This is a genomic window from Vibrio sp. V38_P2S17PM301, assembly GCF_009904845.1.
In the GTDB taxonomy this organism is placed as follows: domain Bacteria; phylum Pseudomonadota; class Gammaproteobacteria; order Enterobacterales; family Vibrionaceae; genus Vibrio; species Vibrio proteolyticus.
Map to the genome: position 1 here is coordinate 1 of NZ_WXWO01000077.1, position 17,398 is coordinate 17,398.

16 protein-coding genes are annotated in these 17,398 nt (G+C 49.8%); 11 read left to right on the forward strand and 5 right to left on the reverse strand.

Translation table 11 applies throughout. The features are described 5' to 3' along the window. The first annotated feature begins 457 nt into the window (after positions 1–457). From CAG64_RS16600 to CAG64_RS16640, 9 genes are all read left to right on the forward strand, one after another. Positions 458–2,650: an FUSC family protein gene (locus CAG64_RS16600; RefSeq protein ID WP_161488387.1), complete on the forward strand. Its 2,193-nt coding sequence runs from the start codon at positions 458–460 to the stop codon at positions 2,648–2,650. A gap of 12 nt (positions 2,651–2,662) precedes the next feature. Further along, positions 2,663–4,264: a TolC family protein gene (locus CAG64_RS16605; RefSeq protein ID WP_161488386.1), complete on the forward strand. Its 1,602-nt coding sequence runs from the start codon at positions 2,663–2,665 to the stop codon at positions 4,262–4,264. Beyond that, positions 4,264–4,467 (forward strand): DUF1656 domain-containing protein, encoded by a 204-nt coding sequence (locus CAG64_RS16610; RefSeq protein WP_021706091.1) that lies wholly within the window; start codon positions 4,264–4,266, stop codon positions 4,465–4,467. Before CAG64_RS16605 ends, CAG64_RS16610 begins: the two co-directional genes overlap by 1 nt. Before the next feature lie 12 nt (positions 4,468–4,479). Further along, positions 4,480–5,367 (forward strand): HlyD family secretion protein, encoded by an 888-nt coding sequence (locus tag CAG64_RS16615; RefSeq protein ID WP_161488385.1) that lies wholly within the window; start codon positions 4,480–4,482, stop codon positions 5,365–5,367. A gap of 26 nt (positions 5,368–5,393) precedes the next feature. Next, on the forward strand, positions 5,394–6,080 hold the full coding sequence (locus CAG64_RS16620) for a potassium channel family protein (RefSeq protein WP_021706089.1): 687 nt from the start codon (positions 5,394–5,396) through the stop codon (positions 6,078–6,080). After that, complete coding sequence (locus CAG64_RS16625; protein ID WP_161488384.1) at positions 6,073–7,209, forward strand: AI-2E family transporter; 1,137 nt, start codon at positions 6,073–6,075, stop codon at positions 7,207–7,209. The genes CAG64_RS16620 and CAG64_RS16625 overlap by 8 nt, the downstream gene beginning before the upstream one ends. A 391-nt stretch (positions 7,210–7,600) precedes the next feature. Beyond that, the gene (locus tag CAG64_RS16630) at positions 7,601–8,566 is read left to right on the forward strand and encodes an OmpA family protein (protein WP_161448039.1); all 966 of its coding nucleotides are present in this window, start codon (positions 7,601–7,603) and stop codon (positions 8,564–8,566) included. A gap of 77 nt (positions 8,567–8,643) precedes the next feature. Then, positions 8,644–8,994 carry a hypothetical protein gene (locus CAG64_RS16635; protein ID WP_021706086.1) on the forward strand — a complete coding sequence of 117 codons (351 nt, stop codon included), beginning with the start codon at positions 8,644–8,646 and terminating at the stop codon, positions 8,992–8,994. Between the two features lie 72 nt (positions 8,995–9,066). Then, positions 9,067–9,990: a LysR family transcriptional regulator gene (locus CAG64_RS16640; RefSeq protein WP_161448041.1), complete on the forward strand. Its 924-nt coding sequence runs from the start codon at positions 9,067–9,069 to the stop codon at positions 9,988–9,990. A 24-nt stretch (positions 9,991–10,014) separates the two neighbouring features. Here the strand turns inward: CAG64_RS16640 and CAG64_RS16645 are convergent, their stop codons facing one another. The 4 genes from CAG64_RS16645 to CAG64_RS16660 all read right to left on the reverse strand — a co-directional run bounded on the left by CAG64_RS16645 (position 10,015) and on the right by CAG64_RS16660 (position 13,214). Further along, positions 10,015–11,043: a zinc-binding alcohol dehydrogenase family protein gene (locus tag CAG64_RS16645; protein ID WP_161448043.1), complete on the reverse strand. Its 1,029-nt coding sequence runs from the start codon at positions 11,041–11,043 to the stop codon at positions 10,015–10,017. Positions 11,044–11,069: 26 nt separating this feature from the next. After that, positions 11,070–11,360, reverse strand: a complete 291-nt coding sequence (locus tag CAG64_RS16650) for a putative quinol monooxygenase (RefSeq protein ID WP_021706083.1) — start codon at positions 11,358–11,360, stop codon at positions 11,070–11,072. Between the two features lie 2 nt (positions 11,361–11,362). Beyond that, positions 11,363–12,016, reverse strand: a complete 654-nt coding sequence (locus CAG64_RS16655; RefSeq protein ID WP_021706082.1) for an oxygen-insensitive NAD(P)H-dependent nitroreductase NfsB — start codon at positions 12,014–12,016, stop codon at positions 11,363–11,365. 106 nt (positions 12,017–12,122) lie between these two features. Then, positions 12,123–13,214 (reverse strand): alkene reductase, encoded by a 1,092-nt coding sequence (locus tag CAG64_RS16660; protein ID WP_021706081.1) that lies wholly within the window; start codon positions 13,212–13,214, stop codon positions 12,123–12,125. A 392-nt stretch (positions 13,215–13,606) separates the two neighbouring features. On the opposite strand from CAG64_RS16660, the gene CAG64_RS16665 reads away from it, so the two are divergent. Continuing rightward, positions 13,607–14,902, forward strand: coding sequence for an alpha/beta fold hydrolase (locus CAG64_RS16665; RefSeq protein ID WP_161457725.1), 1,296 nt, complete (start codon positions 13,607–13,609; stop codon positions 14,900–14,902). Between the two features lie 155 nt (positions 14,903–15,057). Then, positions 15,058–16,041: an oxygen-dependent tRNA uridine(34) hydroxylase TrhO gene (trhO, locus tag CAG64_RS16670; RefSeq protein WP_161453596.1), complete on the forward strand. Its 984-nt coding sequence runs from the start codon at positions 15,058–15,060 to the stop codon at positions 16,039–16,041. 84 nt (positions 16,042–16,125) lie between these two features. Here trhO and CAG64_RS16675 read toward each other — a convergent pair whose 3' ends face one another. Continuing rightward, positions 16,126–17,343 carry a Bcr/CflA family multidrug efflux MFS transporter gene (locus CAG64_RS16675; protein WP_161457726.1) on the reverse strand — a complete coding sequence of 406 codons (1,218 nt, stop codon included), beginning with the start codon at positions 17,341–17,343 and terminating at the stop codon, positions 16,126–16,128. Between the last annotated feature and the right edge of the window lie 55 nt (positions 17,344–17,398).

Below are 17,398 nucleotides of genomic sequence, written 5' to 3' on the forward strand. Positions count from 1 at the left end.
ACTCAATATCACCACCAGTGCATTAGTATTAGGCGGTATTGCATTAGTATTTGTCGCGCGTTCCAAAAAAGTATGAAAGATGAAAATAAACTATATTTATTTTTTGTACTTCATCAAAAATTTCTCACCCACATTTATTAATTTATGTTTTCTTAGATCTGGATCATAAAAATATTAATGCAAAAGAAATTATCAGAAAAATTTTATTTTTGAGACCAATTTCACTTCTGTTTAATAAGTATAGGCAGCCAACCTATCTTAACGCATATGTATTATTTATTGAGTCATATTAATACAAGGATTTTGACATTACCCTTACAAAAGAAAGGAGTTCAGATTTTATAGTCTCGCCTCATTTTTTCAGGTTAATCAATAGTAAAGTTTTAATAGTCAGGTGATACGGTAACCCGGCGTCTACACTTTATTGCGTGAATGGCCGAAGCAGAAACAAAACAAGATGAATGAAAAAATAAAATTTGCAACCAAGGCCGCCCTCAGCCTCACTTTAGCCTTTTTGATTCCTTTTGCATTGGGCTGGCCACAAGCGTCCACGGCTGCAACCACAGTGATGTTAATTGCGTCGACCGGCGGTACCCGGGAGTCGCTGGCCAAAGGCACATTGCGTTTATTAGGCACACTCGCAGGAGCGGTGTTAGGTTTGTTATTGGTGGGCTGGTTTGCGCAAGATCGCCTGCTCTATATGTTGACGGTATCGGTTGTGGTGGCGTTCATTTTTTATTTCCGCAATGCCTATCAGAAAGATCCGACCCTGTTTATGCTCACCGGTGTCACTACGTTAATGATGGCCAATGGTGGTGATGCCGAGGGTGCATTTATTTATGGGGTAGATCGCGCCTACATGACAATGTTTGGTATCGTGATATACACATTAGTCGGCACCTTTTTATTTCCGACTAAAACAGAGCAAAACTTAAGGAAATTATCCGACAAACTCAATGAAGCACAACGACAATTATTTCATGCCATCATCAATAATCTCCGTATTAAAACGCAACTATCTACTCATCAAGATGCACAATATAATGCGGGCTCACCGCCAATAACCACTGATAAAAGTGATACGTCTTCAGAGGATATCTCCGAGTTAATAGATAACGTTTTCAACGCGCAATCGGCCCTGGAACAACACTTTTATACCGTCAGTCATGAATGCAGTGAAATATCAGCGTATCTAAAAGAGTGGCAACTGACACTGCATTATTACCAGTCGATCAGCCAACAATTGGTGATCACCGCGCAAAGTCATTTTATCCACCCAGAGGACCGCGCGCTCCTCAGTAATTTTGACGAATCCATTGCTGCAATTGATGCATTGTTTCACGCCAGCCAAACCGCTTGGGACAACCAGGGAACGCCTTATCGCACGGACTCTCACCAAACGACCTACAATCAAGACGCCCTCACCAACGCAAGCCACGTTGAAAAAGGCTCAGCCCTGACATTGGGCTATGTGATCAACCAACTGCACCAGAACCTGTCTAGGCTCACTGAAACCATCAGTTGCATTGACTCAGTGACCAACCGCATTTCCTTCGATCCGCCGTTACAACGCAAAGCTGAACGGTTTTTGTGGTGGGATGCCGAAAACTGCAAAACAGCCATCAAAGTTTTTGTGACCTATTGGGTGGCAGGCGCCGTTTGGATCTATCTGAACCCTCCCGGGGGCTACCAGTTTGTGGTCTTCTCAACCATTTACATGTCCCTGCTGTCCTTTGTGCCAGTGCACCCAGTTATGCTGTTGGTACTGTTTACGTTCGGCTTTCTGTTCGCCGTGCCATCTTATGTGTTTGTGTTACCCCAACTGGAATTACCCGCCGAACTGGGCGCGTTTATTTTTATCTATGCCTTCGTTGGCTTCTACCTGTTCAAAGGTCCCGTTACGATTTTCTTTCTGCTGGGGCTATTCATACTCGGGCTCAACAATCAAATGACTTACAACTTCAGTATCATAATGACCATCATGATGCTGTTTTACATGGTCGTATTCATGATCATTTTCTCCCACTACTTTCCGTTTTCATCACGGCCCGAGCATCTGTTTGTGACGCTAAAAGAGCGCTACTTTCGCCATGTCAACGCGCTTTTCACGGCGTACCAAACGCAGAAAAACGACTGGTACTCGAGCACCATACGTAGCCTGCATCTGAAAACCCTGACGACGTCCGGCAGCAAGCTTCAGATGTGGGGGACCAAACTCAACCATAAACTATTCTCAACGATCACTCCGGAGAGCGTTAAAGCCTTTACCGATGCCTGTCAGGTGCTTAGTAGCCATCTCAAAATTATGATCCAAGCCGAACATCAGTTGCAAGACAACCGATTGCTACGTGAACTTCGCTCGGGTAACCGCGACGATATCCTACCTGCCATGGCGCTGGCGTTAGCCCGGGATCACCACACCAGCGACCTGAATCATCGCTTCGGTACGTTCGACGCCGAGTATCAGGAGTTTGAAACCAGACTGGAACAATTCTTCACGGATCTTGATTTCACTGACTACGCTTATTCAGAGATAGCGGGGTTTTATATCCTGCTGAATTTAAAGCGTAATGTGTATGAAGCTCTCAAACAGTGTAAAGCAACCTATGAGGATATCGATTGGGTGAACTTAAAACAAAAACGTTTTTGAGGTAGACACGATATGACACTCTCCCTCAAACCCTATTGGCTCATTTTACCCCTTTGCGGATTGACCGCGTGTACCACGCTTGGGCCGGATTTCATCGGCCCCCAACCACTCGCTTTGCCAGCCAGTTGGACGCAGGACGATACTCAACAAGCACAGAATGACACCGCACTGTGGTGGCAACAGTTTCACGATCCGGTATTAAACCAATTGGTTGAGCAAGCCGGGGCGCAAAATCTCGATCTGGAAGCGGCCGGGTTACGTATCTTGCAGGCCCGCTCATTGCTCGGCGTTGCCGACGGCCTGCAATACCCTCAAGTTCAGACAGTATCGGGCAACCTGACGCGTCTCTACCAAAATGAAAACTCGTTCAATAATGCGGCAGTGAGTTTCGATGCCGGATGGGAAATGGATGTGTGGGGAAAATACGCGCGCGGTATCGAATCTGCACAGGCGACCTATTACGCCTCGATTACTTCTTATCAGGACATCATGATTACGGTCACGGCAGAAGTGGCTCGTAATTACATTAATTACCGTACCTTCCAGGAGCGGATCCTGCTGTCACAACGCAATATTGAAATTCAGGAGCGAGTCGTCAACATCACACAAGTACAATACGACTCCGGCAACGTCACTGAGTTGGATGTACAGCAGGCCAAAAACCAGCTGTACACCACCAAAGCTGCCCTACCTTCACTGGAGATTGCCAAGCGTCAGGCGCGCAACGCTCTGGCAGTGCTGCTCGGCGTTTTGCCTGAGGAAGTACTGCCACTTCTAGATGGCAATAACTTGAGCGCCAAGCTGGCCGCGTATGAGGCAAAGTTTAAGGCAACCGGCAGTAAGCAAGCACTCTCAGGCGATGACAGCGATTCTTTGGTGCCACGTCCGCCGCAACTACAAACGGCAATCAATGCGAACTTGGTGATGCGCCGCCCTGATCTTCAGGTCGCCGAACTGCAAGCGCGCGCTCAGAGTGCCCAGATTGGCATTGCTCAGTCGGCGTTGTACCCCAGTTTTTCGCTGTTTGGCTCCATCGGCATAAACAGCACCGTACCCGATGGCAGCAGCTTCAGTTTCAGTGATTCCTTAACCCTCGCAGCAGGACCGACATTCAGCTGGAATATCTTCCAGTACGGACGGGTGAAGAACAACATCCGCTATGAAGACGCCCGTTTTCAGGAAACCCTGACCAACTACAACAAGAAAGTGCTGCAGGCGGTTCAGGAAGTCACTAACGCCATTGATGCGTATGACTTGTATTTGCAGCAAAAAGCACTGCGTTTGCAATCAGTCAACGCCTCGATTCGCGCCTTCAATATCTCAATGACGCAGTATGAAAACGGTCAGATCTCGTTTGAACGACTGTTGAACTCGGTCGAGAAAATGACTCGCAGTGAAGACAGTTATGCGCAAATTAAAGGCAATGTCGCCAATCAGGTCGTTGCACTGTACAAAGCGCTTGGTGGAGGCTGGCAAGCCTACTCAGGCAAACCCTTCGTCAATGACGATCTGGCGAAGCAGATGAGCGAGCGCACTGACTGGAAGGGCACACTGGCCCCCGAAGCGCGCGTATTGCCTCACGTGCAAAGCGTCAATATGCGGGAGGTGCAGTGATGCCACATGAACTCTCCTGGGGAGATATCTATTACTCACCATTGCTGCTGGTGCTGGTGATTGCGGTCACGGCGACCTGGATCACAGTACTGATTTTCAACAAGACCCGGCTCTCCCGATTTGTAGCCTATCCATCGTTGACCTTTATGGCCATTTTGGTGATGTACGTCGTTGCTATCGACAGCTTTTTCTTAAAATTTTAGGTACCCAACAAGATGAAAAAATTCCTTATCATCGCTGTAAACATTGTCATCCTGGGTGGGGCCATCTGGCTTGGCTACCAAAAATATCAGGACTATTTTAACAATCCGTGGACTCGCGATGGGCAGGTTCGGGCAAATGTGATTAAAGTGGCTCCGCGGGTTTCCGGCCCCATTGTCGATGTTGCAGTGGCGGACAACCAGCCAGTTAAAGCGGGGGATCTGCTGTTTGTCATCGATCCTGAAACCTATCAGGTGGCGCTGTCACAAGCCCAAGTGTCATTGGAAAAAACCATCGTCAGTTCTCGCGGTAAAAAAATCGAATATGACCGACTGAAAGATATCCGGGCAAAAGACAGAGGCGCGGTGTCTCACAAGGATCTGATCCGTCGCGAAATCGCCTACGAAGAATCACTCCTGCAGATCAAGGCCGCCGAAGAACAACTGAAATCCGCCAAACTTAACCTAAGCTATACCAAGGTTTACGCCTCGGTAGATGGTTTCGTTTCCAACCTGGATATTCGCACCGGAACACAAGCCGTAGCCAACCAACCATTGCTGGCTCTGATCGACAGCAGCAGTTTCTGGGTGTTCGGCTTCTTCCGCGAAAATCAGTTAGCCAACATCCACCCAGGCAGTGAAGCCCGAGTTACTCTGATGTCGCATCCGGATACACCGATTAAAGCACGTGTGGATTCGATTGGCTGGGGCATCGCCCCGAAAGACGGAACCGTAGGGTATAACCTGCTGCCGAACGTAAACCCGGTCTTTCAGTGGATCCGTCTCGCACAGCGGATTCCGGTACGAATCACCATCACCGAGCTGCCGCAAGGCGTGGACCTGAGGTTCGGTCTGACCGCCTCAATCATGGTCATCGCCGACAATCAAAGCACTCAGCAGTGAACCGGACATCAGCACAGGAAAACAACATGGCAATCGGACAACCGCTTAAAAACATCAATCAGGAAAATAATTTTTTCTATCTTACGCTGGCCCTGACTTCGCTTTTGATCAGCGCCGCTCTGGCGCAGGTGGTCGGCAGTGGCGTGCTTGAGCAGATTCTGACCCTGTTTACGATCGTCACGTTCATCGTCTGCCTGGTCAGTTTGCGTTTTGATAAAAACTGGTACCGATTTCTGGTGACGCTGGTATGTGCCTGGGTCGTCGCTATCGCAGTTCGCAACCTGCTGGGTGTCAAGAGTATGGATGTGGTGTCGCTGCTCCTGACCTTCGCATTCTTCTTCGGCACTTTTAAGTCCATCGCCCGGCAGATTCTGTTCAACGGAAAAGTAGATACCAACAAAGTCATCGGCTCAGTCGCCTTGTTTTTATTGCTCGGTCTGATGTGGGCGATTGTCTATCTGGTCATTCTAGAATTCTCTCCTCAGTCGTTCACCGGACTAACCGCCCAGTCCTGGGGAGAGAATTTTTCCAATGCCGCCTACTTCAGTTTCGTCACCCTCACCACGCTGGGTTATGGCGATATCAGCCCAATCACACCGATCGCTCAGGTCATCGTTTATCTGGAAGCCATTGCCGGCGTATTTTACATGGCGATCGTGGTTTCCAGCCTTGTCAGTTCTAACATTGAAAATCAGGTAAAGAAAAATGGATAAACAACTGGAACAGCAACAAAGCAAGATTTTCATCAGCAATATGGTGGAATCAGCGATTCGTATCGGCTTGCTGCTGATACTGCTGATGTTTACATACGATATTATCAAGCCGTTTATCATCCCTGTGATTTGGGGAGCGATTATCGCCGTCGCCCTGATGCCACTCACATTGAAAATCCAACGCTGGTATGGTGGGCGTCGTGGTCTGGCAGCCACCACCATCGCCCTGCTGGGGATCGCCTTATTGGTGACGCCGTTTGTGATGATTTCGGGTTCCATTTATGAAGGAGCAACCCGGGTACTTGAAACATTGCAGCAAGGCCAAATTACCATCCCGGGGCCAAGCAGCAAAATCTCTGCTATTCCGGTGATCGGCGATAAGCTGTTCGAGGTATGGACTCTGTTCGCTACCAACCTGGAAAAAGCCATTCAAACCTTCCTGCCGGAAATCAAATCGGCGGTATCCTCATTTGCTGGTGTGCTCGGCGGTGCGCTCGGCGGCCTGCTCCTGTTCATCATCTCGCTGGCGATTGCCGCGGGTTTTATGACCTACGCCGAACAGATCGCTAACTCGCTGAAGACCGTTGCCGTGCGCGCTGCGGGTAAGAATGCGGAGCGTTGGACATCGCTGATTGCCGCAACCATAAAAAGTGTCTTGCTGGGCGTGGTCGGTGTCGCAGCCATACAGGCGCTGTTAATTGGTGCCGGATTCTTCGTCTTTGGCATCCCGGCTGCGGGCCTGCTGACACTGATCCTGATGATTTTATGTATTGCTCAACTCCCGGCACTGATTGCCGTTTTACCAGTTATCATCTACATGTACGTGATGCAAGACAGCACCACCGCCACCCTGTTTACCGTTTGGGTAGTGGTCGGCGCCCTGTCGGAAAACCTGCTTAAACCTATGTTAATGGGCCGTGGCGTAGACGTGCCGATGCCCATTATCCTGATTGGTGCGATTGGCGGCATGTTGTTCTATGGCATTGTCGGCTTGTTCCTGGGAGCGGTCATACTGGCAATTTGGTATGAACTGTTTGTGTTTTGGATCCAGCTCGAACAACAGGAAGACGCAGCGGCCAATACACTGGCTCAGCCAAATACAGTTAATTCAGAAAAGGCTGACACATAAGTAGATTTAATATGATGCCATCCTTTTTCTTATAACCATGTTTTGTTTCTTTATTGCAGCCCTGATTAAGGGCTGCTTTTTTACATAACTTTCACCGGCGGACATAAACATGACGTTCATTGTTCGATTAAAGATGAACAAATAACAATAAATTCAATAAAAATCAAATAAATAACAAAAAACGTTCATCTGATGATCTTTTCATTTCCCACATAATAAAAATTAATATTTTTCGTTAACTTGCATAAAACCTAACAATTACTTTCGGCACAAAACCTAGTATCTCTAACGAAGACACATGACGCGTCTTTTATTTCCCTACAAGATAAAAAATTTAGCACAGCGAATATTTCCGCTGATCAAATGCTAATCATTAATTAAGGAAAATATAATGAAAAAGCTAGCAGTCCTAATTTCAACTTCGCTCATGTTTGCATCCGCACCTTCGTTTTCAGAAGTGTATGTCGGAGCAAAAGTAGGTAAATCATGGTTAGATGATTCCTGTACCAGTTCGGTGTGTGACGACGAAGACTCAACCGTCGGCGCCTTCCTCGGTTATCAGATGTGGGACTTCCTCTCTTTGGAAGCAGGATACGATTACCTGGGCGAATTTCAGAATGGTTCAATGAAAGATGATATCAGCGCCATTACGCTCGCCCCAAAAGCCAATCTTGCATTAACGGATGACATCTCGCTTTACGGTAAGCTCGGTGGGGCTTATGTCGATTATGGCAGCAAGAACGACTGGTCTTACTTAGGGGCTGTGGGCCTGGAGTTTGACTCTCATCAGAACGTACTGGTTCGTCTGGAATACCAGACACTCACCGACATGAACAATGACGTGGTGCGTGCTGCCGGTAATTCCGCAACGCTTGGCGTGGTATATACCTTTGGTGGAGCATCTCAGGCCGAGCCAGCCCCCGTTGTCGAACCGGAAGTAATGGTGGTCGAGCAGCCTGAGCCTGAACCGGAACCTACATGGGTCGACAAAACCTACCAGACGACAACACTAGGTGAAAGTTACTTTGCACTCAACAGTACCGAGTTAAAACCAGAAAGCGCTCCGGTGCTGGATAAACTGGTCGATTTCCTGGCAGAGTATCCGGAATCTGAAGTCGTGATTATCGGCCATACCGATTCCACCGGCAGCGAGCAGTACAATCAGATGATTTCAGAAAAGCGCGCCCAATCGGTCTCGGACGCTCTGCAGCAACGTGGCATCGAACAACAACGGATTTCGGTTGAAGGGCGCGGTGAACTTGAGCCGAAAGCGTCCAACAAAACACGTGAAGGCCGCAAACAGAATCGCCGTGTCGAAATAATCATTCCTTCCTTCGATTACCAGATCCAACAATAAATCTACGACAGAGCCCTGCCCATCAGGGCTCTGTGCCATCTATACTTAAATCAGGTTACGCAGGTGAGGATGGCACAATGCGTTATTTCACATCCAAAGGACTTATCACGCTGGCGCTGCTGACGATCAGTCCGATTACGCCCGCTCAGTTCAATACCGCCCCGCTAAGATGTGAGTTGACGGACACCGCCGATTATTTTCTGTTTTATCAGGATCAACTGGTTTATCAGAGCGATCAATTCGCCATCTTTCAGAATTTCAAAGGCCGGGTCAGTAGTCAGGTGGACCTGAAAACTGGCGAACTGGTTCGTACCACCTACATCGGTGAACCGTTTGAACCCAAAATTCAGATTCTTTATGGCCACTGCATGAATCCACAGTCAACCTTGAAAATGTGGGAAATGAGCAAAGTCCCGTACGACGACTAACCCACAGACAGCGGTTCAGTTCGTCTGGCAGATGTTTTATAGTCAAACCTCCCCAACCTTTTCGGATCAGACATGAAGGCACTGAACGACCTCAATATCTTCGTAGAGACATCACGACAAGGCAGCTTCTCTAAAGCCGCCAACAGCATGGATTTGACACCGGCCGCCATCAGCGCTTCAGTCAAACGACTGGAAGAACAGATAGGTTTTCCACTCTTTGTCCGCTCAACCCGCAGTCTCCGCCTGACCAATGAAGGGGAGATATTCCTCACAAAAACTCAGACGGCACTGCACGCTCTGCAAGAAGGTCTGGACCAGATCGCCAGCTCAAGGGGAGAGCTGGCTGGCCATCTTTACATTACGGCCCCGTCGGATTTTGGCCGCAATATGCTCCTCAACTGGATCGATGAATTCATCGAGTTGCATCCAAATGTTCACATCAAACTTGAGTTGTCAGACAGTCTGACCGACATGTATTCCAAACCCGTCGACATTGCGATCCGTTATGGTGAGCCTGCCGATTCCAATCTGATTGCCATTGCGCTGTGTACGGCGAATGAACGCATTCTGTGTGCTTCTCCGGAATACGTCGCCAACCACCCGGCGCTCACTCAGCCCACCGATCTGCTCGCACATAACTGCTTGTGTTACATGGTCTCCGACAGCCTTTATAACAAGTGGACGCTGAACCATAAGCAGGACACCGAAAGCGTGATTGTCAAAGGCAATCCAACCAGCAACGACAGTGAGGTTGTGCATCGTCAAGCCCTCAAAGGCAAAGGCATTGCCAATAAATCATTGATGGACATCAGCCAAGACATTTTGGATGGGAAACTGGTGCGAATTCTGCCCGAATGGGACGGTGGGTCAGTGCCCATTTACATGGTGTGCGCAGACCGTCGTCTGTTGACGCCGACCATTCGCGCTTTTCAGGCGTTTGTGCGGGAAAAGTGCTGCCAGCAACGCAAAATGGTTCTGGCAGCCATCGACGTTTAAGTGTCTGAGTTTACTGGTGTATCGTTAGTCGAAGTTAACGGCGATCTTACCGATAGCACGGCCACTTTCAATCAGCTCATGAGCCTGCCTCAGTTGCTCGGCGCCAAAACCTTCAATGGTGTCAGTCAGCGTGGAGCGAATTCGGCCGGCATCAATCAGATTCGCAACCTGAAAGAGAATATCTCGCTGTTTGGCCATGTCGTCGGTTTTAAACAAGGTACGGGTGAACATCAGTTCCCATATAAAACCAGCCGATTTGCCCTGCAATTTGGATAAATCCACCCCGCCATCAAACTCAACAATAGATGCAATCATTCCCTGAGGCGTGATCAATTCCGCCATCGCATCCCAGTGGCCTTTGGTGTCGGCGACATTGAAAATGTAGTCCACCGTTTCCAAACCCTGCGCTTTCATTGAGTGGACCAAGTCACGATGATCAACCACATGGTCTGCGCCCATCTCCCGGACCCATGCCTGAGTTTCAGGTCGCGAAGCAGTTGCAATCACCGTAAGATGAGTCAGTTGTTTCGCCAGTTGAATGGCAATCGAACCAACACCGCCCGCCCCGCCAATAATCAGCAGAGATTTTTTCTCGCTCGGCGTAATCCGTAACCGGTCAAACAAAGCCTCCCAGGCTGTTAATACCGTTAGCGGCATTACGGCCGCTTGTGGGTCCGTCAGGCTGTGCGGTGCGTGTGAAGCAATCCTTGCATCCACTAGCTGATACTCCGCGTGAGAACCTTGTCGCGTCACATCACCGGCATAGTAGACCCGGTCACCTGGCGCAAAACCGTCGACCTTGTCCCCGACAGCCGCTACGATACCCACCGCGTCATAGCCAACCACTCTGGGGGTTTCGAGCACTTTGTCAGCAGCGGCGCGGCAACGAATTTTCGCATCCGCCGGATTAATGGACACCGCGTTAACTTTCACCTGAAGATCATAGTCACCCGGTGTCGGTACTTGCGTGTCATATTCGAACAAGCTTTGCTCATCGCTGATCGGCAGTGAGCGAGTAAAACCGATCGCTTTCATTGTGGTAGGCACAGACATCATCATTCTCCCTAACATTTTTATTTTTAGCCGATGAAATTCATCGGACGCAGTTGTACGTATTCGACCAGTTCAAGACGGTCTGATTCTAGTTTGAAATGGTTGAAGTGCTCACTGACCAAATGTTGGTCCAGGGTTTCTTGTGAACACCAAATTTCTTGCATTATGTACAGCCCCGGGATCTGCTGATCGGCAAACAACTCGTACTGACAGCAGCCATTTTCTTCCCGTGTAGGTTCAAGTAAGCCCTTTAACAAAGCTTCCAGTGCCGCCTCACAACCGGAGGCGGCTTTAATTTCCGCAATTAAATGAATCATGGTTACAGCTCCGTCATCACCGTGTGGTGGTCCCAGCGCGATTTCGGCAACTTAGCGTTAAAATCGTCTTCGCTGTGATAGCCCAGCGGCACAATCACAACTGAGGTATAACCTTTTTCACGCAACCCAAACTCTTCATCGAGAATTTTCGGGTCAAAACCTTCGATAGGTACAGCATCAATATCCATCGCCGACGCACCCAGCAGCAGCGTACCAACATTCAGATAAACCTGTTTCTCCATCCAGTGATTGGCATCCTTGAGATCAAAACGATGCATGTTGACGAAAAAAGAGCGTCCACCATGCATACCCTGCTTCGCCTCCGAATTGGCAAAGCGGCCGTCTTTGTCTTCCTGCTCAAGTAGCGCCTGCAAATACGCTTCATCAATGCTGGTTTTGGCGCAAAACACCACCACATGAGAAGCGTCCAACACTTTGCGTTCGTTGAAGGCGTAGCCCCCTTGCGTTGCCTTGGCAATACGCGCTTTACCTTCGTCGCTACTGGCGACAATAAAGTGCCATGGCTGTGAGTTCACGCTAGACGGACTCATGCGGATCAACGTTTTAATGGCGTCGACGTTATCCGCCGGGATTTTGCGGCTGGCATCAAAAGCTTTGGTTGAGTAACGGGATTGTGCGGCCTGAACAATAGACATAATTTTCTCCAGATATTCAGTTATTCATATTGCGATGGCAGCTACAATAGCGCCCGGCTCCTTCTGGAAAAACCACCAGCGCGTTGAATGATTTTCAAATATTTTTTTAAAATTGACTGGGATAATCGCTGTACCCCTTTTCATTGCCACCAAATAAAGTTGCCGGATCGAGTTCCGCCAACGGCGCGTTGTGCTGCATTCGGGTGACCAGATCCGGATTGGCGACAAACGGGCGGCCAAACGCGACCAAATCGGCATACCCTTTCGCGAGCACGGCTTCGCCTCGCTCAATCGAATAACGGCCAGCGACGATGATGCAGTTGGTAAAGTTAAGGCGCAGTGCCTGACGAAATGACTCTGGAATCGTGGGGGCATCATCCCAGTCAGCTTCCGACAAATGCAGATACGCAACACCTTTGTCTTGCAGAGCTTTGGCAGCAAGCAGTATGGTGGGGACGATATCCGGACAGTTCATGTCTTTAAACGTGATGAATGGCGCCAGACGTACACCCACTTTCTCGGCACCTATTGCTGCGCTGACGGCGTCAACCACCTGGAGTAAAAAGCGAATACGATTTTCGCGACTGCCACCGTACTCGTCCGTGCGTGCGTTAGAATTGGTGCGCAGAAACTGGTCAATCAAATAGCCATTACCTGCGTGGATCTCGATACCATCAAAACCGGCGCGTACGGCTTGCCTGGCAGCATGGGCGAAGTTTTCAATCACGCGTTCAATGTCGGCCTGAGTCATCGCGCGCGGTGTCGGACAGTCGATCATCTCACCGTCACCGTGTTCGTTCGCGATCCACACTTGCGTATCCACCGGCTTAAGCGCCGAAGGCGCCATCGGCGCTTGCCCGCGCTGGAAGACCGGATGAGAAACCCGACCAACATGCCACAATTGGTTGAAGATCTTGCCGCCATTAGCATGCACAGCCTGAGTCACTAACTTCCAGCCTTCAACCTGCTGTTCGGTGTAGACACCCGGTGTAAATGAGTAGCCCTGGCTGTCATCTGAGATCTGCGTCGCTTCGGTAATGATCAAGCCGGCAGACGCACGCTGCGCGTAATACTCGGCCATCATGGCGTTGGGAATATTGCCCGGTTGACTGCTGCGCGCGCGTGTCATCGGCGCCATCACAATTTTGTTGCTCAGTGACAGTTGTTTCAGTTGGGTCGGTTCAAATAATAAAGTCATAGTGGCCTCTTTATGTGCTCTCAATTCATCTTGTAGATTCGGATGAGAAAAGCTTATCAGGATAGAAATTGGCGAGAATCCCATGCCAATTGAATTCACTATTTGGTAAGAGTGAATAATCCTTTCATGAGGAGATGGACAAGAGTGCCCCCACTCATCAATACAGGGAGAACAGGCAGGCCGCGCCCTTGAGTCTCATAAAATGGACGGGGACGATCCACTTTGTAAGCCAGCGGATCAAAGGCTTGCATGAAGCTTGAGCGCCAGACTTCGCTTACCTTACTCTGAGTGCAACGACACATGTCCAAAGGGATTTATTGTTGTCACTCTCGACGGTTTTACGGCAGACTAGCCGCCATAAGGACCCAATCCAAAATCAAAAAAGGAATCTCATGTTTGCTCAAGCTTTTGTTGACGCAGGTTTGCATTACGTCCCGCACTATTTCGATGTGCCATTGGATTACCACCACAGCGAGAAGGGACGCATCCACGTCTTTGCCCGTGAAGTCACCCAAGCTGGCGACCGCCATGCAGATAAGCCGTGGCTGGTGTATTTTCAGGGCGGACCTGGTTTCCCTTCCCCACGACAGAATGGCAACACTGGCTGGATCAAACGGGCTCTGAAGGATTATCGGGTGTTGCTGCTCGACCAACGTGGTACTGGCAACAGTTCGGTCATTAGCCATCAGACACTGGCAACAATGAGTCCCGTACAACAAGCGGAATATTTGAGCTACTTTCGCGCCGATAACATTGTGCGGGACGCCGAATTCATCCGCGAGCAGTTGGGCGTTACACAGTGGGCAATTCTGGGTCAGAGTTTCGGTGGTTTCTGCTCACTGACCTATTTATCAATGTTTCCACAGAGCTTGCTGCGCAGCTACATCACCGGTGGTGTACCCTCGATTTCACGCCATGCCGATGACGTCTATCACGCAACGTTCAAACGTACTAAAGAGAAAAATCAGGCTTTTTTCCAGCAATTTCCTCAAGCGCAGGCGCAGTGCCAAAAGATCGCCGACCATCTACTGCAACACGAAGAGTTCCTGCCCAACGGCCAGCGCCTGACCGTCGAACAGTTCCAGCAAATCGGCATCAGTTTCGGGGTCAGTGACAGCTTCCTGCCAACCTACTACCTACTGGAAAACGCCTTGGTTGAGATCGACGGGCAGCCGCGCCTGCGTTACGAATTTCTCAATGAAATATTGATGCAGCAGTCATTTCAGACTCACCCGATTTATGCCATTTTGCACGAGTCGATTTACTGCCAGGGCTTTGCCTCGTCATGGAGTGCCCATCGGGTTCGTCAGCAACACCCCGAATTCAACTATCAAACAGGCCAGCCGTTCCTGTTTACCGGTGAGATGGTATTCCCATGGATGTTCGATCAATACATCAACTTGCAGCCGCTCAAAGCCGCCGCAGACATGCTGGCAGAGAAATCCGACTGGGCTGCCCTGTACGACGAGAAACAGTTGGCGAACAATAAAGTGCCGGTCAGTTGCGCGGTGTACGCCGACGATATGTTTGTCGAAATGGACATCAGCCGTGAAACCCTGGCACTGATGCCAAACGCCAAGGCGTGGATCACCAACGAATATGAGCACAATGGTCTGCGCGCGGATGGCGAACACATTCTTGACCGACTGATCGCAATGGGCAACCAGACCGCAGCCACACTGGCCTAAAGCCGCTAACATCACACCAACCACCGGCCAGGTGGTTGGTTTTTGACATCTTTTCCCCTCACGCGCTATACCCCTATTAACTGTCGGTATTTGTCGTATTATTACTTGGTTACAATGCGCCCCAATTTCTATGTTAGCGGTTAAAAGGAATCGTCATGAATCACTATGTTGTCTGTGCTCTGTACAAGTTCGTCGAGCTGGAAAATTATCAGGAGCTTCGGGAGCCTCTAAGAGAGTTGATGGAACAACATCAGGTGCGCGGTACATTGCTGCTGGCGAAAGAGGGTATTAATGGCACAGTGGCCGCCCCCCGTGAAGGTATTGATGCGCTACTGGCATGGCTAAACGCAGATTCTCGCCTGGCGGGCATCAGCTATAAAGAGTCACTCAATCATGAACAGCCATTTAACCGCACTAAGGTCAAACTCAAACAGGAAATCGTCACCATGGGCATTGAAGGCATCGACCCTCGTCACGTGGTCGGCACTTATATCAAACCCAAGGAATGGAATGACCTGATTTCGGATCCAGAAGTGTTTGTGGTCGACACCCGGAACGACTACGAAATCGAATTGGGTACGTTCCAGAACGCCGTTAACCCAAAAACCGAGACGTTCCGTGAGTTCCCGGATTATGTCAAACAGAACATGGACCCGAGCAAACACAAGAAAGTCGCGATGTTCTGTACAGGTGGAATCCGCTGTGAAAAATCCACCGCTTACATGAAAGAACAGGGCTTCGACGAGGTTTACCATCTCGAAGGCGGCATCCTGAAGTATCTTGAAGAAGTGCCTGAAGAAGAGAGCTTGTGGCAAGGTGACTGCTATGTGTTTGACGGCCGTGTTGCGGTCAACCATCAACTGGAAAAGAGCGAATACGACCTGTGTAACGCGTGTCGCCTGCCAATCACAGAAGCAGATAAACAGTCCGACAAATTCGAACAAGGCGTCAGTTGTCCGAAATGCCACGGCACACACAGTGAAGAGCAAGTGATCCGTTTCCGTGAGCGCGAAAAGCAGGTGCAGCTCGCCCGTGAGCGTGGTGAAAACCATGTGGGTGGCGATGCCGTCAAAACAGCGGAGCAAAAGCGTCAGGAAAAATTGCAACGCAAGCAAACGCAGCGACAGCAAAACAGCTGAGCCACACCACCAGCGCGGTTGTACCGCCAGCCTTAACCGACAAGCCCCGCAATGCGGGGCTTTTTGTTGAAGATCAAAATGACATCAGGCATCAGCGGAGGATTCTGCAAGGTGATGACTGGCGTAATGGAATGTCGCCCATGACCCAACACCACACAAACACATCGCGACGGCCATTGGCATGGCGCCATAGTGAGACAACATAGAAACACAAGCGCCGACAATTCCTGCCAGGGCAAAGCGCAGCGTCCCGGCCACAGCGGCCACTGTGCCTGCCATTTGAGGGAAATCACTCATCAGCAACCCCATGGCGTTACTGCCAATCAGAGCAACGTTGCCGACAAATATCATGATGCAGGCCACCATAAACGGGTAACTTAGCCCCAGCAATTCCACCAACACTAAACCCATTCCGGCCAGCACCTGCATCCCCAGCCCAACCCGGAGCATCGCAGGAATGCCAACTTTTTTAACGTAGCGTCCGTTGATGCTGGTGATCACCATCATCACGACGATATTCAGGGCAAAATAGTAGCCAAAATGCTCCGGCGGAATGTGATAAAGCGTAATGTAAACAAACGATCCTGCGGTCAGAAAAGCAAACATTCCGGCAAATGAAAACGCACCACACAAGACCAGACAAAGCACTCGCATATCGCGTGAGAGAGCACCATACGCCGCCAGCGTCGCCCTCAGTTCAAACGGACGCCGATGCTCGGCACTGAGCGTTTCCGGCAGACAGAATGCCACCAGCACAACAATAATCAGAGCCAACAACGCCAGAACATAGAAAATCGATTCCCAGCCCAAATACAACGACAGATAGCCACCAACCAGGGGGGCCACCAGCGGCGCAACCGTCACCACCAGGCTGACAAACGACATGGTACGAGCGAAATCTTCGCGGTCAAACATATCCCGAACTAACGCCTGAAGCACCACGGCACTGGCCGCGCCCGTCATTCCCTGAACGATGCGTAGCGCAATAAACATTTCAATTGAGTGTACGTTGGCCGCCAGCGCACAACCCAAACCAAACAGCAAAGTCCCCACCACCATCACGGGTTTGCGGCCCAGGCTGTCTGATAATGGGCCATGGATCATCTGGGCCAGCGCAAAACCAATGGAATAAGCGGTCAACGTGATCTGCACCGCACTGGCTGGCACCGCAAGATCCTCGGCGATCGCCGGCATCGCCGGCAAATACATGTCAATGGCGAACGGGGTCAGGGCTCCGATGGCGCCAAGAATAATATAAAGAAACAGCGAAGGTTTGGTGGTTCCGCTCTGAGTCAGTTGCATGGATTCTCTTTTCGATTAGACGATAAATAAAAACACGGCTTCTTTACAAAAGCCG

Excerpts from the sequence above, each read along its gene's own strand:
- CAG64_RS16660 (WP_021706081.1), bottom strand. The coding sequence starts at position 13,214 with ATGACTTTATTATTTGAACCGACCCAACTGAAACAACTGTCACTGAGC.
- CAG64_RS16610 (WP_021706091.1), top strand. The coding sequence starts at position 4,264 with ATGCCACATGAACTCTCCTGGGGAGATATCTATTACTCACCATTGCTG.
- CAG64_RS16655 (WP_021706082.1), bottom strand. The coding sequence starts at position 12,016 with ATGTCTATTGTTCAGGCCGCACAATCCCGTTACTCAACCAAAGCTTTT.
- CAG64_RS16640 (WP_161448041.1), top strand. The coding sequence starts at position 9,067 with ATGAAGGCACTGAACGACCTCAATATCTTCGTAGAGACATCACGACAA.
- trhO (WP_161453596.1), top strand. The coding sequence starts at position 15,058 with ATGAATCACTATGTTGTCTGTGCTCTGTACAAGTTCGTCGAGCTGGAA.
- CAG64_RS16635 (WP_021706086.1), top strand. The coding sequence starts at position 8,644 with ATGCGTTATTTCACATCCAAAGGACTTATCACGCTGGCGCTGCTGACG.
- CAG64_RS16625 (WP_161488384.1), top strand. The coding sequence starts at position 6,073 with ATGGATAAACAACTGGAACAGCAACAAAGCAAGATTTTCATCAGCAAT.
- CAG64_RS16620 (WP_021706089.1), top strand. The coding sequence starts at position 5,394 with ATGGCAATCGGACAACCGCTTAAAAACATCAATCAGGAAAATAATTTT.
- CAG64_RS16615 (WP_161488385.1), top strand. The coding sequence starts at position 4,480 with ATGAAAAAATTCCTTATCATCGCTGTAAACATTGTCATCCTGGGTGGG.
- CAG64_RS16605 (WP_161488386.1), top strand. The coding sequence starts at position 2,663 with ATGACACTCTCCCTCAAACCCTATTGGCTCATTTTACCCCTTTGCGGA.
- CAG64_RS16675 (WP_161457726.1), bottom strand. The coding sequence starts at position 17,343 with ATGCAACTGACTCAGAGCGGAACCACCAAACCTTCGCTGTTTCTTTAT.
- CAG64_RS16600 (WP_161488387.1), top strand. The coding sequence starts at position 458 with ATGAATGAAAAAATAAAATTTGCAACCAAGGCCGCCCTCAGCCTCACT.
- CAG64_RS16645 (WP_161448043.1), bottom strand. The coding sequence starts at position 11,043 with ATGTCTGTGCCTACCACAATGAAAGCGATCGGTTTTACTCGCTCACTG.
- CAG64_RS16665 (WP_161457725.1), top strand. The coding sequence starts at position 13,607 with ATGTTTGCTCAAGCTTTTGTTGACGCAGGTTTGCATTACGTCCCGCAC.
- CAG64_RS16650 (WP_021706083.1), bottom strand. The coding sequence starts at position 11,360 with ATGATTCATTTAATTGCGGAAATTAAAGCCGCCTCCGGTTGTGAGGCG.
- CAG64_RS16630 (WP_161448039.1), top strand. The coding sequence starts at position 7,601 with ATGAAAAAGCTAGCAGTCCTAATTTCAACTTCGCTCATGTTTGCATCC.